Source organism: Serratia sp. MMO-28 (assembly GCF_037199905.1).
In the GTDB taxonomy this organism is placed as follows: domain Bacteria; phylum Pseudomonadota; class Gammaproteobacteria; order Enterobacterales; family Enterobacteriaceae; genus Chania; species Chania oryzae.
Map to the genome: position 1 here is coordinate 154,301 of NZ_JBBCVB010000009.1, position 13,627 is coordinate 167,927.

Sequence of the window (13,627 nt, forward strand, 5' to 3'; positions counted from 1 at the left end):
CTATGGTAATATCTGCCGAATTTATTTTTATGACTTGTTTGGAGTTATCGGATGAAAGTTACACTGCCTGATTTTCGCCGTGCCGGTGTGCTGGTGGTTGGTGATGTCATGTTGGACCGCTATTGGTATGGGCCAACCAGCCGTATTTCACCGGAAGCGCCGGTGCCGGTGGTCAAGGTTGATACCATTGAAGAGCGTCCCGGCGGTGCGGCTAACGTTGCGATGAACATCGCGTCACTCGGTGCCAATTCGCGCCTGGTGGGGCTGACCGGCATCGACGATGCGGCGCGTGCGCTAAGTGCCAAGCTGAGCGAAGTTAACGTGCGTTGTGACTTTGTCTCGGTGCCGACGCACCCGACGATAACCAAGCTGCGCGTGCTTTCCCGCAACCAGCAGTTGATCCGCCTGGATTTCGAAGAAGGTTTCTCTAACGTCGATCCGCAGCCGATGCTGGAGCGCATCCAGCAGGCGTTGCCGCAGATTGGCGCACTGGTACTGTCGGACTACGGCAAAGGGGCGCTGAGCAAAGTGCAGGGCATGATCGCCCTGGCGCGAGCGGCTAACGTGCCGGTGCTGATCGATCCAAAAGGCACTGACTTTGAGCGCTACCGTGGCGCGACGCTGCTGACGCCAAACCTGTCTGAGTTCGAAGCGGTAGTTGGCCATTGCAAAGATGACGATGAACTGGTCGAACGCGGCATGAAGCTGGTGGCCGATTATGCGCTTTCAGCGTTGCTGGTCACCCGTTCCGAACAGGGGATGACGCTGTTGCAACCAGGCCATGCGCCGTTGCATCTGCCAACGCAGGCGCAGGAAGTGTTCGATGTTACCGGTGCGGGGGATACGGTCATTGGCGTGCTGGCGGCGTCGCTGGCGGCAGGTAACTCGCTGGAGGAGTCTTGCTTCCTGGCGAACGCGGCGGCCGGCGTGGTGGTTGGCAAGCTGGGAACCTCAACCGTTTCGCCTATCGAGCTGGAAAACGCCATTCGTGGCCGTGCCGAAACCGGTTTTGGCGTAATGACCGAAGCCGAACTGAAAAAGGCCGTGGCGCAGGCGCGGCAGCGCGGTGAAAAAGTGGTGATGACCAACGGCATCTTTGACATTCTGCATGCTGGTCATGTTTCCTATCTGGCGAATGCGCGCAAGCTGGGCGATCGCCTGATCGTCGCGGTTAACAGCGATGCCTCCACTAAACGCCTGAAAGGGGAAGCGCGCCCGATTAACCCGTTAGAAAACCGTATGATCGTGCTGGGTGCCCTGGGGGCCGTGGACTGGGTGGTGCCGTTTGAAGAGGATACGCCGCAGCGCCTGATCGCCGACATCCTGCCAGATTTACTGGTCAAAGGCGGTGATTACAAGCCGCAGGACATTGCTGGCAGTGCCGAAGTCTGGGCCAACGGCGGTGAGGTGAAAGTGCTGAACTTTGAAGATGGGTTATCAACAACCAACATTATCAAAGCCATCAAAGATGGGCGTGATTAACGCCCAATAAGGCTTATCGTGAGTGGACTGAAGCAGGATCTGAGTTTGGCGCAGGGCGTTGGGCTGTTGTCCACTTCGCTGCTGGGGACCGGGGTGTTTGCTGTACCGGCACTGGCGGCGCAGGTCGCTGGAAATGACAGCCTGTGGGCCTGGCCGATACTGATTGCGCTGGTGTTTCCGATCGCTATTGCCTTTGCGGCGTTAGGCCGCCACTTCCCCAGCGCGGGCGGTGCGGCGCACTTTGTCGGTTTGGCCTTCGGGCCGCGTATGGCGAGAGTGACCGGCTGGCTGTTTCTCTCCGTGATCCCCGTTGGGTTGCCTGCCGCGTTGCAAATTGCGGCAGGTTTCTGGCAATCCGCGTTTGGCTGGAGTGCCAACGGTTTGCTGCTGGTGCAGATTGCCACGCTGGTGGTGATCTGGCTGCTCGGCACGCGCAGTGCCGGTTCCAGCGCCAATATTCAGACGCTGATTGCTATTCTGGTTGTTGCGCTGGTGGTGGCGATCTGGTGGAAAGGCGGCATTACGCCAGCACAGATCCCTTGGCCCGTGGTCAGCAACATTTCCCCGCCCAATATGTTCCACGCTTTGGCCGTGATGTTCTGGTGCTTCGTCGGGCTGGAAGCTTTTGCCCATCTGGCCACCGAATTCCGTAACTCTGAGCGGGATTTCCCGCGCGCGCTGCTGATTGGCATGCTGGTGGCCGGTGCCGTCTACTGGGGCTGCACCGTGGCGGTGCTGCACTTTCATGCCTACGGTGCCGATCGCGCTGCCGCCGCTTCGCTGCCCGGTGTGGTTGTACAGCTGTTTGGCGAAAGCGCGCTGTGGATTGCCTGCATCATCGGTTATCTGGCGTGTTTTGCCAGCGTGAATATCTATACCCAGAGCTTTGCCCGCCTGGTGTGGTCGCAGGCTCAGGCCAAGCCATCAAGCGCGTTGGCCAAACTTTCCCCAGGCCGGGTGCCGGTGAATGCCTTGAGCGCAGTGGTGGGGTGTTGCCTGATCTTTACTCTGCTGATCTATACCCTGAATCTACCGCTGGATACGCTGCTGGTGTATGCCAATGGGATTTTCGTACTGATTTATCTGCTGTGTATGCTGGCGGGTTGCCGGATCTTGCAGGGCCGCTCGCGGCTGATGGCGGTGATTGGCTCAATATTGTGCCTGTTGCTGCTGGTGATTATCGGTTGGAAAAGCCTGTATGCAGTGGTGATGCTGGCGCTGATCTGGCTGGTGCTGCCGCGCCGGGCACAGGTGGTCGTCAGGAAGGAATAAGGGCGCGTTGCGGCGCCCTCGATCACGCTTATTCGTCTTCTGGCTTGGTGGCTGGTGCGGCACTCTGCTTGCCTTCCAGCTCGGCCAAACGCTGCTCCAGCAACGCCAGCTTCTCGCGGGTGCGCAGCAGCACTTGAGTTTGAACGTCGAACTCTTCACGGTTAACCAGATCCAGCCGGGTTAGCTGCGCCTGCAGCACCTGACGGACCTTTTTCTCAACGTCTTCCCCGAATTCCCGTACGCCTTTAGGCAGAGATTCTTGTACCTGGCGTGCGATCTGTTCGATTTTTTTCGGGTCAATCATGGCATTTCCCTTTCTGATATTGGCTGGCTGGTGCCTAGTGTAATGCGAGTTGCTTGCCGGATAAACCAATACTCTTCATCTCACCGCGTGGCTTGAAACACGAAGGTGATGGCGCTATAGTCGAGAGGCTTATTCTCAGGGCGGGGTGAAAGTCCCCACCGGCGGTAAATCACCTTCTACGGTGAAAGCCCGCGAGCGCTCAGCTTCTCTCTTGAGGGAGGTTAGAGGTCAGCAGATCCGGTGTAATTCCGGGGCCGACGGTTATAGTCCGGATGGGAGAGAGTAACGACACCTGTCGGGCTTATGCCCGCTTGCGTTATTTTTTCGGCTATGGTTATAGCCACTCCTCAAGCTAGCCCTGGTTCTGGTAATCCATAATATTAATGAGGTTTTTTACCATGAATCAGACTCTACTTTCAGATTTCGGCACGCCAGCAGAACGCGTTGAACGCGCGCTCGACGCATTGCGCAACGGGCGCGGTGTGATGGTGCTCGATGATGAAAACCGTGAAAACGAAGGTGATATGATCTTCGCCGCAGAAACCATGACCGTTGAGCAGATGGCGCTGACCATTCGCCACGGCAGCGGTATTGTGTGCCTGTGTATCACCGAAGATCGTCGCCAGCAGCTTGAGCTGCCGATGATGGTTACCAACAACTCCAGCCAGTTCCAAACGGCGTTTACCGTGACTATCGAAGCCGCACAGGGCGTGACAACAGGGGTATCGGCAACCGATCGCCTGACTACCATTCGCGCCGCGATTGCCGATCACGCCAAGCCGAGCGATTTAAGCCGCCCAGGCCACGTGTTCCCGCTGCGTGCTCAACCGGGTGGCGTATTGAGCCGCCGTGGCCACACCGAAGCGACGATCGACCTGGTCTCGATGGCCGGTTTCAAACCTGCCGGTGTGCTGTGTGAACTGACCAACGATGACGGCAGCATGGCGCGCGCGCCGGAAGTGATCGAGTTCGCCAAACAGCACCAGATGGTTGTATTGACCATTGAAGATCTGGTGGCGTACCGTCAGGCGCAGGAAAAGAAAGCCAGCTGATTGGCTGAAAAGAGGTAAAAAGCCACGCGTGTCGCGTAATGCTTGTCAGTTAAGGCTAACCCTAACCCTCTCCCTTGGGGAGAGGGTTAGGGTGAGGGGATGAACACCGCACTACAAACCCCTCACCCCGGCCCTCTCCCACGGGGAGAGGGGGCGACTCCTTTAGCAATTGCACACGATTATGCAGTTTTGCGTTTAACTGACCGGCATTACGCGTGTCGCGGCTTTTTCTTATTAACCAATCCCGCCGCTTTGCAGCAGCGTCAGGCTGAATCCCATTACTGCCATGCCACAAAGCACGCCATAACTTGGGTTATTGTGCGGATCGATCTCTTTGGCCAGCGGCATCAGTTCATCCACCGACAGCGCCACCATAATCCCGGCTACTGCCGCCATAATTGACGCCATTACCACCGGCGAAATCATCGGGCCCAACAGCAGAAAAGCCAGAACCCCTCCCAGGATTTCTGCCAGGCCGGATATCCCCGACCACATCAGCGCCTTGGTTTTGGAACCGGTCGCTGCATACACCGGCCCGGCCACTGCCAGCCCTTCGGGAATATTGTGAATCGCGACGGCCAACGCAATCCCCATGCCCAGTTCCAGATCGGCACTGGCAGTGACGAAGGTGGCGATGCCTTCAGGGAAGTTGTGCAGGCTGATCCCCAGCGTCAACAGGACTGCCGTGCGCTTCAGGTTGTGCGGTTTAATCGGCTTTTGTACCAAGTCTTGCGGGTGCTGGTGTGGCAGCAGGCGATCGAGCGCAAAGTAGCCCAAGAGCCCAAGCATAAACATGCCGTAGCCGAGCATCGGTGACATCCCTGGGGTATGCAATGCGGCAGGCAGCATTTCCATCAGAGAAATCAGCAGCATAATCCCGGCGGCAAAGCCGAGGGAAAATGCTAACAGGCGGTTAGAAGGTTTCTGGCCAATAATGCCGAACAGGGCGCCGACAAAGGTCGCGCCACCGGCCAGCAGGGTCAGAATCAGCGGTACTGACAAGATAGATTCCTTTATGCTAATGATTATTGTTTATGCTCTGATACTAACAGAGTAAAGGTATAAATCGAGCTGATTTGGCTTATTACTTCCATTGATCTCGCCGTTCAAATTTATTGAAGATCTTCATCATGGTTATCCGGCTGTTTCCCGAAAACAAAGGGCGTAATGTAATCAGAAGAAAGAATATGACGCTAACCAAAGGATAACTTATGACCACCTCTCGTATGCCTGCACTTTTTCTTGGCCACGGTAGCCCGATGAACGTGCTGGAAGAGAACCGTTATACCCAGGCGTGGCGTGCATTGGGTGAGCAATTACCACGCCCGAAAGCGATCGTTGCCGTTTCTGCCCACTGGTATACCCGGGGCACGGCTGTGACGGCAATGGAGCAGCCAAAAACCATTCACGACTTTGGCGGCTTTCCTCAGGCGCTGTTTGATACCCAATATCCGGCACCTGGTTCACCGGAACTGGCGGCAGAGTTGCAAGCTTTGCTGGCTCCGATCGAGGTGGTGGCAGACAGCGGTGAATGGGGATTGGATCACGGTACTTGGGGCGTGCTGATCAAAATGTACCCGCAAGCGGATATCCCGGTGGTGCAGCTCAGTATCGATGGCACCCAGCCTGCTGAGTACCACTATGCAATGGGGCGTAAGCTCGCGGCGCTGCGCGATCGGGGCATCATGATCGTTGCCAGCGGGAATGTGGTGCATAACCTGCGGATGGTGAAATGGCAGGGGAACGCTACTCCTTATCCGTGGGCAGAATCATTCAACCAGTACGTGCGTGATAACCTGAATTATCAGGGGGATAACCATCCGCTGGTGAATTTTATGCAACACGAAGGCGCGGCATTGTCGAACCCCACGCCGGAACATTATCTGCCGTTGCTGTATGTGCTGGGCGGTTGGGATGGCAAAGAGCCGATCTCAATCCCGGTCGACGGCATTGAAATGGGGGCATTGAGCATGCTTTCGGTGCAGGTAGGCTAATAATCATTGGGCGCAACATGCTGCTGCGCCCAATTTATTGCAACGTACTATCAGCCAAGGATGATATGCGGGTAGAAACGTGACAGATCCTGAGTGATCAACTCGCGATCTTCCCGCAGGCCGATGCCGCAAGGCTGATCGTTCACCAGCCAGCTACCAATCAGCGTATAGCTGCCTTCAAACTGCGGCAGCGGGTGGAACTGCTGCACAATCATGCCTTCTTCGCCGTAGGGCCCTTCGACGCGTGCCACTTCTTGGCCGTTTTGCACGATCTGGATATTTGCCCCTTCGCGTGAGAACAGCGGCTTGGTGACGTAGTGATCCAATGGTGGGTGATCGTCTTGTGCAAAGTAAGCCGGTAGCAGATTCGGATGGTTGGGGAACATTTCCCACAACAGCGGCAACAGCGCTTTATTGGAGATAATGCTCTTCCACGCCGGTTCCAGCCAGCGCACGCCAGCGTCTTCCAGCTTGGTGGAAAACATTTCGCGCAGCATGAATTCCCAAGGGTAGAGTTTGAACAGGTTACCGATAACCTGGTTTTGCAGATCGGTAAACTGGCCTTTCTCACCCAAGCCGATCTCTTCCATAAACAGGAATTCGGTCGGCAGGCCTGCTTCCAGCGCACAATCTTGCAGATATTGCACTGTACCGCGATCTTCCTCGCTGTCTTGGCAGCAGGCCAGATGCAGCAGGTTAAAGCCGTGATGGGCTTGCAGTTCGGCAAAGCGCTCGATCAGTTTTTCCTGCAGGCTGTTGTACTGATCGGACTCGGGATCCAGCTTGCCAGCGTTGATCTGATCCTCCAGCCACAGCCATTGGAAAAAGGCCGCTTCATACAGCGAAGTGGGCGTATCGGCATTGTTTTCCAGCAGCTTAGGCGGGTTGACGCCGTCATAAGCCAGATCGAGACGTGAATACAGCGAAGGCTGATTGGTGCGCCAGGAGCTGCGGACGAAATCCCAGGTATGTTTTGGAATACAGAACTTGGTCATCAACTCGTCGCTGTTGACCACTTTCTCCACCACCTGCAGGCACATTTGATGCAGCTCTGCGGTAGCGTTTTCGATCTCTTCAATTTGCGCCAGGGTGAACTGGTAGTAGGCATCTTCACACCAGTACGGCTCACCGTACATGGTGTGAAACTTAAACCCGAATTCAGTGGCTTTTTCGCGCCAGTCTGGGCGCTCGGTAATCGCAACGCGTTTCATGCCTTAACCGCCCATGCTACGAGAGCTGGAACTGGAGGTGGCGCTGCTGCGCTGCATGCTGGTCTGTTTGGCGACGGTTTCACCAAAGCCACCACGGGTGATGGTGTTGGTTACCGGCGGCTTAGGCGCCATGGCGGTTTTTGGCACGGTCATGGTACGGCCGCCAGCGGTAGCTGGGCCGTAGCTCTTGCCGGTAGCATCAACGAATTTGCCGTTTGCCGGGCTGGCACCATTTTTAGAGGTGAACAGCGGCTGCTGGGCAAAGCCCGAACCGCCCATCATACGGCCCATCATATAGCCCGCCATCAAAGGCATCCAAGAGATACCACTGCTTTGTGATTCTGCGGCCATGCCTGCCTGCGCAGGTGCTGGCGTTTGCGTACATTGCGTTTCGCCGAATTCGGCTACGCAATCTTCACGGGTGGCATACTTCGGCGCGGTTTTCTCGGCTTCTTTCAGCGCGTTGTTGTACGCGGTGGTGCATTGCTCGCTCATCGAAGGATTGGCGCGCGAACAATCGTCGGCATTCTGATACAGAGAAACCGTTTCATCCGCCTGTTCGCAGCCGGCCAGCATAAAGACTGCGCTGATCGCCAAAGCCACGGGCGCAACGCGCCAGGATTTGCGGAATGTATCTCGGTTGATGTTTTTTGTCCGTTTCATCGTTAGTAATCCCATCATTTGGGCTGTATTCGCCCTTACCCAGTAGTAGGCCGTAAGGATAGGGGAAAGATGGTCATAATTAAAGCGAAAATGCCCATAGAATCCACTCTTTACGCAGCTATACGTTGTGATGTGCGCCAGTTCGCTTTACGGCGGTAGAAAGCTTTATCTGCGTGCCATTATGCAACATCATGCAGCTTATAATGCTTAAATCTTGTCCAATCGCCACAGGTGCTCGGCGCATATCGCCAAAATGCACAACAGCGTATCGACATTTCCAACAAGAGGAGTGAATGGTGAAGAAACTGATCAATAGCCTTGAGTCGGTATTAGATGAACAATTGCAGGGAATGGGGGAGGCCCATCCGGAACTGCGGGTCCATCAGGATCCCCGTTTTGTCACACGGGCTGAGGGGCCGGTTCCCGGCAAGGTAGCGCTCTTGTCCGGTGGCGGCAGCGGCCACGAGCCGATGCACTGCGGTTTTGTCGGCGAAGGAATGCTGGATGGCGCTTGCCCTGGAGAGATCTTCACTTCACCGACGCCGGACCAAATGTACCAATGCGGCCAGGCTATCGACGGTGGCGCTGGCGTATTGCTGATCATCAAGAACTATACCGGCGACGTAATGAATTTTGAGACGGCGACCGAATTGCTGCATGACAGCGGCACGCTGGTGGCAACCGTGCTGGTGGATGATGACGTGGCGGTCAAAGACAGCCTGTTTACCGCCGGGCGGCGCGGTGTAGCTAACACTGTGCTGATGGAAAAGCTGCTCGGTGCGGCGGCGGTAAAGGGTGGCGACTTGGAGGCGTTGGTGGCGCTGGGCCACAAAGTCAACAATCAGGGGCATTCGATCGGTATCGCCCTCGGTGCCTGCACCGTTCCTGCTGCTGGTAGACCGTCGTTTACTCTGGCAGACAATGAAATGGAGTTCGGCGTGGGGATCCATGGCGAGCCAGGTATCGAACGGCGGCCATTCACCACCCTCAATCAGGCCGTCGATGATATGTTCCATACCCTGATTGAACATGGCTCCTATCAGCGCACGATCCGCGTTTGGGATCGCAAACTTGCGGCATGGCGTGATGAAAGCCAGAGTAAACGGGCTCTGGCGCGCGGCGATCGGGTTATTGCACTGGTGAATAATCTGGGGGCCACGCCGCTTTCCGAGTTGTATGGTGTTTACCACCGCCTGGCAGAGCGTTGCGCGGAGGCCGGGATAATCATTGAACGTAATCTGGTGGGTTCATACTGCACTTCACTGGATATGCAGGGGGTTTCTATCACCTTGCTGCAAGTCGATGATGAATTACTATCGCTGTGGGACGCACCGGTGAAAACTCCTGCGTTGCGCTGGAACTGGGAGGAAGCATGACGTTAAGCAAACAACAGGTGCTGGAGTGGCTGCTGCGTTGTGCTGAGGTTTTTACCCGTGAGCGCGATGTTTTAACCCAGTTGGATACCGAGATTGGCGACGGCGACCACGGCCTGAACATGAGCCGCGGTTTTAACAAAGTGGTGGAAAAGCTGCCTGCGGTGGCGGATCAGGATATCGGTACTATTTTGAAAAACACCGGTATGACGCTGCTTTCCAGCGTTGGCGGTGCCAGCGGCCCCTTGTTTGGCACTTTCTTTATCCGCGCGGCACAGGCAGCTAATGCCAAGCAAAGCCTGGATCTGGCGGAGTTGCAGCAGGTGATCCAGGAGGGCGTTGCCGGCGTGGCGATGCGTGGCAAGGCGGAACCGGGGGATAAAACCCTGTGTGACGTCTGGTGGCCGGTGCTAGAGAGCCTTGGCCAGTCGGTACAGCAACAGCGCGGTTTGCCGCAGGCTTTACAACAGGCCGCCGTGCGTGCAGAACAGGCGGCGCTGGCGACCATCCCGATGCAGGCGCGTAAAGGGCGCGCCAGCTATCTGGGGGAACGTAGCATTGGTCATCAGGATCCGGGGGCCACCTCGGTCATGCTGATGATGAAAACGCTGGCTGCAGTAGCGGAGGAAGCCGGATGATCAACATCGTTGTCGTTTCACACAGTGCTCAACTGGCGCGTGGCGTAGAGGAGCTGGCCCGGCAGATGATGCGTGGTGATGGCTGCAAGTTGGCGCTGGCCGCGGGGATTGATGATGCGGAACAGCCGATCGGCACAGATGCGCTAAAGGTGATGGCGGCGATCGAGTCGGTATCTGATGGAACCGGGATCCTGGTGCTGATGGATCTCGGCAGCGCATTGTTGAGTGCGGAAACGGCGCTTGAGTTGTTGGCCCCGGAACTGGCAGCGAAGGTGGTGCTGTGTTCTGCACCGTTGGTGGAAGGCACGTTGGCGGCAGTGGTGGCAGCCAACTCCGGTGGTGGTTTGGAACAGGTTCTGGCGGAGGCGCAGGGGGCTTTGCAGATTAAGCAGGTGCAATTGGGGGAAGGGAAGCCCGCAGCCACAGCGCTGGAGTTGCCACTGACGGCAGGCAAAAGCCTGAGCTGGAAGATACAGAACCCACATGGCCTGCACGCTCGCCCGGCGGCACGTTTGGCGGAGGTGCTGGCACCCTTTGACGCAGAACTGGTGCTGGAGAATCACGGTCAATGCGCCAGCCCTTTGAGCCTGAACCAACTGGCGTTGTTGCAAATCCATCAGGGTGACACCATTCGCCTGATCGCCAATGGCCCGCAGGCTGACGCCGCGCTGGCCGCTTTCAAAGCATTGGCAGAGCAGCATTTTGGCGAAACCGTTGCCGAGCAGCAACAGCCTTCGCTGCATGGCATGCCGGTGGTGGAGAGCGTCAGTAGCGGCCCGATATGGCAGGCTCTCAGCTTTTGGCCGCAGATGAACCTGCGCAAGGTGGGGGCTGGTGATGTGCTGCATGAGCAACAGCGGTTACGTATCGCCTTGCAGCGCACGCTAAGCGATCTCAACAAGCTGGCGGATCGTACCGCTACGCTGGTGGGTAAGGTACAAGCGGCGATATTCGGAGCACACAGCATATTGCTGGACGATCCGGACCTGCAACAGGCAGCCTATACCCGTATTGCTCAGGAACATTGCAGTGCCGAACAGGCATGGCAGCGGGAGCTGGAGCAGGTTGCTGCTGGCTATCGGGCGTTGGACGATGAATATCTGCAGGCGCGTGAGCAGGATGTGCGCGACATTCTGCGCCGCACGCTGAGCCATTTGCAGCAGCAGCCAATCCCGCCGCTCATTCTCCGCGCACCGTCAATTCTGGTGATGGATGAGTTGATGCCTTCAGACGTGGTGATGCTCGATCGGCGCATGGTGCTCGGTATTTGTTTGAGTGGTGGCAGCGCATTATCACATGCCGCCATTCTGGCCAAAGCGATGGGGATCCCGATGGTCGTGGGCATGCACGGTTGCATGAGTAAAACCCGCAGTGGGCAGAAAGCGAGGTTGGATGCCGCGCGTGGGGTGCTACAGCTTAGCCATTAGATGGCACAGCAACGAGGGGGTAACATGGATTATCAGCAGGTTCGCAAAGCAGCATTTACGGTCACCGGTATCCGCAAGGCCACCCCTGATGGTGGCGATCTCTGGGATATTATCAAGTCAGACGGCAGTAAAGCGCGGTTGGAGGCACTGTCAGGCAAGGTCTGTGATATTGGCCTGTGCTTTGGTTTTGATGCCGCCGTGGGCAACGATTATCTGGCGGGCGTCGAAGGCGTCAGCCTCGAAGGTTTTACGTGCTATGCCTATCCCGCCACCACTTTTTTATTGTTTGACGTAAAAGGCAAAATTTCTGATGGGGTATTGAGTAAAGCCTGGGAAAGCGTCAAGAAGAAAGGGTTACCGACTGGGCATACGCCAAGCGCTTTACCAACGCTGGAGCGCTACAGAGTGTGGAGCGAGGCAGCAGATCAATGCCATGTTGAGATCATGATACCGCTTGCATAGAGCCACATCGGTTGCCCAGGCTGGCTTGAAGTATGACGGGTATATAGAGAATAAAAAACGGGGCCGATTTGTCGTGCCCCGTTTTTTATGGCTACAGCGATCAGTTACGCAGCATGCCGCTGCGTGCAGGTTTGGCCGTTGCCGGCGCTGCCGCACTGGCTCCGTCGGCGTAGGCATCCTGAGCGGAGGTGGCTGGCGCTACCATGTCTGGCGAGGTGGAAACTGGCTTACCCAACACACCGTTCATCATCATCAGATCGTTTTCATTCAGCGTACCGAGTGCTGATTTGATGTTTAGCTGATTGATCAGATAGGAATAACGCGCGCTGGAAAGTTGCTGTTTGGCGTTATACAGCGTGGTGGTGGCATTCAGCACATCGACAATGGTACGGGTGCCCACTTCGTAACCGGCTTCGGTCGCATCCAGTGAACTTTGGGCAGAAACTACCGCCTGTTTATAAGCGCTGACGCTGCTGACAGAGGCCGAGACGTTGTTGAAAGAAGAACGTACGGTCTGCACGACGCTGCGGTGCGCGCTTTCCAGTTGCTCGCTGGCACCGACGAAGTTGTACTGCGCCTGTTGCACTCGAGAGTTGGTCACACCGCCGTTATACAGTGGCAGGTTTAAACTGACACCGACCTGATTCTGACCATCATTGCTACTATCTCGAGGGTTATTGGAACCGCTATTTCTGGTATTGGTAATACCGGTAGATGCAGACACATCAATAGTCGGCATATAGCCGGTTTGTGCCGATTTGATCTGCTCACGGGCCAGATCCTGGCTCAAACGTGCAGAAAGCAGGCTCAGGTTGCGCTTCTCAGCTTCTTTCAGCAGGTTATTCACCGCATCCGGGCGCTGAGTACTGAATTTGTCAGTATTGAGCGAAGCCAGTTCCGGGTAGAAAGTACCGGTGAGCTGACGCAGGCTTTCTACCGCGTTATCCAGGTTGTTACGTGCGGTCACTTCATTGGCCAGCACGGTATCGTAGTTGGAGCGGGCGTTCTGCACGTCGGTAATCGCCACCAGGCCGACGTTAAAACGTTGGGTAGTCTGATCCAGAGTACGGTAGACCGCCTGTTTGTTTGCCTGAACATAGGACAGCGAATCAATCGCCTGCAGCACGTTGAAGTAGGCGGTGGCGGTATCAAGGATTAGCTTCTGGGAAGCCGTCTGGAAAGTAACATCCGAAATCCCAGCGGTTTTTTCCTGCAGCGTCAGCGCACGCCATTTGGACATATCGAAGACGGTTTGGGTCAGCGTCAGGGAACCGCTGGTGGCATTGCTGTTGACGCCGTTTGAATCACGGAAACCGTTGCTATGGCTGTAACCGGCAGATAATCCAAGCTGTGGCAGCAACGGGCTGCGTGCCTCACTGATCTTTTCAAATGCCGCATCACGGTCAGCTGCCGTTTTACGCAGATCGGGGTTACTTTCCCGCGCCTGTTTGTATACCTGCAACAGGTTTTCTGCCTGGCTCATTGCACTGAAGCCACTCAGGCTCAGTCCGATAAGAAGGGGGAGCAGTTTCTTCATTTGCATTCCTTGTTGTGCAGCAATATTGCTATGTTAGCGCTGACGATAGACGAAATAATTGCCGATTCTAGCAGAGTGCGCTGATGGCTTAAGTTGGCTTAATGTGCCATCTCACAGAACTTTTACCTTTCAGGGCGCTACGTTGACCTACGCTTGACAGTTTGCACATGCATCACCTGATATCATGGTTCACAATCTATCACAAAGCCGAG

At 56.1% G+C, this 13,627-nt stretch carries 13 protein-coding genes and 1 riboswitch; of the genes, 8 read left to right on the top strand and 5 right to left on the bottom strand.

The window, feature by feature from the left end:
* Positions 1 to 51: 51 nt before the first annotated feature.
* Positions 52 to 1,482: a bifunctional D-glycero-beta-D-manno-heptose-7-phosphate kinase/D-glycero-beta-D-manno-heptose 1-phosphate adenylyltransferase HldE gene (gene hldE, locus WG891_RS10395; protein ID WP_156294473.1), complete on the top strand. Its 1,431-nt coding sequence runs from the start codon at positions 52 to 54 to the stop codon at positions 1,480 to 1,482.
* An 18-nt stretch (positions 1,483 to 1,500) separates the two neighbouring features.
* The gene (gene yjeH, locus WG891_RS10400; protein WP_337262613.1) at positions 1,501 to 2,754 is read left to right on the top strand and encodes an L-methionine/branched-chain amino acid transporter; all 1,254 of its coding nucleotides are present in this window, start codon (positions 1,501 to 1,503) and stop codon (positions 2,752 to 2,754) included.
* Between the two features lie 28 nt (positions 2,755 to 2,782).
* Here the strand turns inward: yjeH and ubiK are convergent, their stop codons facing one another.
* Complete coding sequence (gene ubiK, locus WG891_RS10405; protein WP_337262612.1) at positions 2,783 to 3,058, bottom strand: ubiquinone biosynthesis accessory factor UbiK; 276 nt, start codon at positions 3,056 to 3,058, stop codon at positions 2,783 to 2,785.
* A 127-nt stretch (positions 3,059 to 3,185) separates the two neighbouring features.
* Positions 3,186 to 3,346, top strand: a riboswitch (FMN riboswitch).
* Between the two features lie 110 nt (positions 3,347 to 3,456).
* Here ubiK and ribB point away from each other — a divergent pair.
* Positions 3,457 to 4,110: a 3,4-dihydroxy-2-butanone-4-phosphate synthase gene (gene ribB, locus WG891_RS10410; protein ID WP_076941935.1), complete on the top strand. Its 654-nt coding sequence runs from the start codon at positions 3,457 to 3,459 to the stop codon at positions 4,108 to 4,110.
* A 234-nt stretch (positions 4,111 to 4,344) separates the two neighbouring features.
* Here the strand turns inward: ribB and zupT are convergent, their stop codons facing one another.
* The gene (gene zupT, locus WG891_RS10415; RefSeq protein ID WP_337262611.1) at positions 4,345 to 5,112 is read right to left on the bottom strand and encodes a zinc transporter ZupT; all 768 of its coding nucleotides are present in this window, start codon (positions 5,110 to 5,112) and stop codon (positions 4,345 to 4,347) included.
* A gap of 209 nt (positions 5,113 to 5,321) precedes the next feature.
* On the opposite strand from zupT, the gene ygiD reads away from it, so the two are divergent.
* The gene (gene ygiD / locus WG891_RS10420; protein WP_076941937.1) at positions 5,322 to 6,104 is read left to right on the top strand and encodes a 4,5-DOPA dioxygenase extradiol; all 783 of its coding nucleotides are present in this window, start codon (positions 5,322 to 5,324) and stop codon (positions 6,102 to 6,104) included.
* A gap of 50 nt (positions 6,105 to 6,154) precedes the next feature.
* On the opposite strand, the gene WG891_RS10425 is transcribed toward ygiD, so the two are convergent.
* Both WG891_RS10425 and WG891_RS10430 read right to left on the bottom strand, forming a co-directional pair.
* Complete coding sequence (locus WG891_RS10425; protein ID WP_337262610.1) at positions 6,155 to 7,315, bottom strand: glutathionylspermidine synthase family protein; 1,161 nt, start codon at positions 7,313 to 7,315, stop codon at positions 6,155 to 6,157.
* 3 nt (positions 7,316 to 7,318) lie between these two features.
* The gene (locus WG891_RS10430) at positions 7,319 to 7,978 is read right to left on the bottom strand and encodes a DUF1190 family protein (RefSeq protein ID WP_156293443.1); all 660 of its coding nucleotides are present in this window, start codon (positions 7,976 to 7,978) and stop codon (positions 7,319 to 7,321) included.
* A gap of 296 nt (positions 7,979 to 8,274) precedes the next feature.
* On the opposite strand from WG891_RS10430, the gene dhaK reads away from it, so the two are divergent.
* Genes dhaK through WG891_RS10450 form a run of 4 tightly spaced genes read left to right on the top strand, consistent with a single transcriptional unit; the run spans position 8,275 to position 11,878 of the window.
* On the top strand, positions 8,275 to 9,354 hold the full coding sequence (gene dhaK / locus WG891_RS10435) for a dihydroxyacetone kinase subunit DhaK (RefSeq protein WP_337262722.1): 1,080 nt from the start codon (positions 8,275 to 8,277) through the stop codon (positions 9,352 to 9,354).
* Positions 9,351 to 9,989, top strand: coding sequence for a dihydroxyacetone kinase subunit DhaL (dhaL, locus tag WG891_RS10440; RefSeq protein WP_337262609.1), 639 nt, complete (start codon positions 9,351 to 9,353; stop codon positions 9,987 to 9,989). The genes dhaK and dhaL overlap by 4 nt, the downstream gene beginning before the upstream one ends.
* Positions 9,986 to 11,416 carry a dihydroxyacetone kinase phosphoryl donor subunit DhaM gene (dhaM, locus tag WG891_RS10445; protein ID WP_337262608.1) on the top strand — a complete coding sequence of 477 codons (1,431 nt, stop codon included), beginning with the start codon at positions 9,986 to 9,988 and terminating at the stop codon, positions 11,414 to 11,416. Before dhaL ends, dhaM begins: the two co-directional genes overlap by 4 nt.
* 24 nt (positions 11,417 to 11,440) lie before the next feature.
* Positions 11,441 to 11,878, top strand: a complete 438-nt coding sequence (locus WG891_RS10450) for a GyrI-like domain-containing protein (protein WP_337262607.1) — start codon at positions 11,441 to 11,443, stop codon at positions 11,876 to 11,878.
* Positions 11,879 to 11,978: 100 nt separating this feature from the next.
* On the opposite strand, the gene tolC is transcribed toward WG891_RS10450, so the two are convergent.
* A complete protein-coding gene (gene tolC, locus WG891_RS10455; RefSeq protein ID WP_337262606.1) occupies positions 11,979 to 13,415 on the bottom strand; it encodes an outer membrane channel protein TolC in 1,437 nt (478 codons plus the stop codon).
* Between the last annotated feature and the right edge of the window lie 212 nt (positions 13,416 to 13,627).

Bases quoted from the DNA above. Each gene is read 5' to 3' on its own strand.
- hldE (WP_156294473.1), top strand. From the start codon at position 52: ATGAAAGTTACACTGCCTGATTTTCGCCGTGCCGGTGTGCTGGTGGTT.
- ubiK (WP_337262612.1), bottom strand. From the start codon at position 3,058: ATGATTGACCCGAAAAAAATCGAACAGATCGCACGCCAGGTACAAGAA.
- ribB (WP_076941935.1), top strand. From the start codon at position 3,457: ATGAATCAGACTCTACTTTCAGATTTCGGCACGCCAGCAGAACGCGTT.
- ygiD (WP_076941937.1), top strand. From the start codon at position 5,322: ATGACCACCTCTCGTATGCCTGCACTTTTTCTTGGCCACGGTAGCCCG.
- WG891_RS10425 (WP_337262610.1), bottom strand. From the start codon at position 7,315: ATGAAACGCGTTGCGATTACCGAGCGCCCAGACTGGCGCGAAAAAGCC.
- WG891_RS10430 (WP_156293443.1), bottom strand. From the start codon at position 7,978: ATGAAACGGACAAAAAACATCAACCGAGATACATTCCGCAAATCCTGG.
- dhaL (WP_337262609.1), top strand. From the start codon at position 9,351: ATGACGTTAAGCAAACAACAGGTGCTGGAGTGGCTGCTGCGTTGTGCT.
- dhaM (WP_337262608.1), top strand. From the start codon at position 9,986: ATGATCAACATCGTTGTCGTTTCACACAGTGCTCAACTGGCGCGTGGC.
- WG891_RS10450 (WP_337262607.1), top strand. From the start codon at position 11,441: ATGGATTATCAGCAGGTTCGCAAAGCAGCATTTACGGTCACCGGTATC.
- tolC (WP_337262606.1), bottom strand. From the start codon at position 13,415: ATGAAGAAACTGCTCCCCCTTCTTATCGGACTGAGCCTGAGTGGCTTC.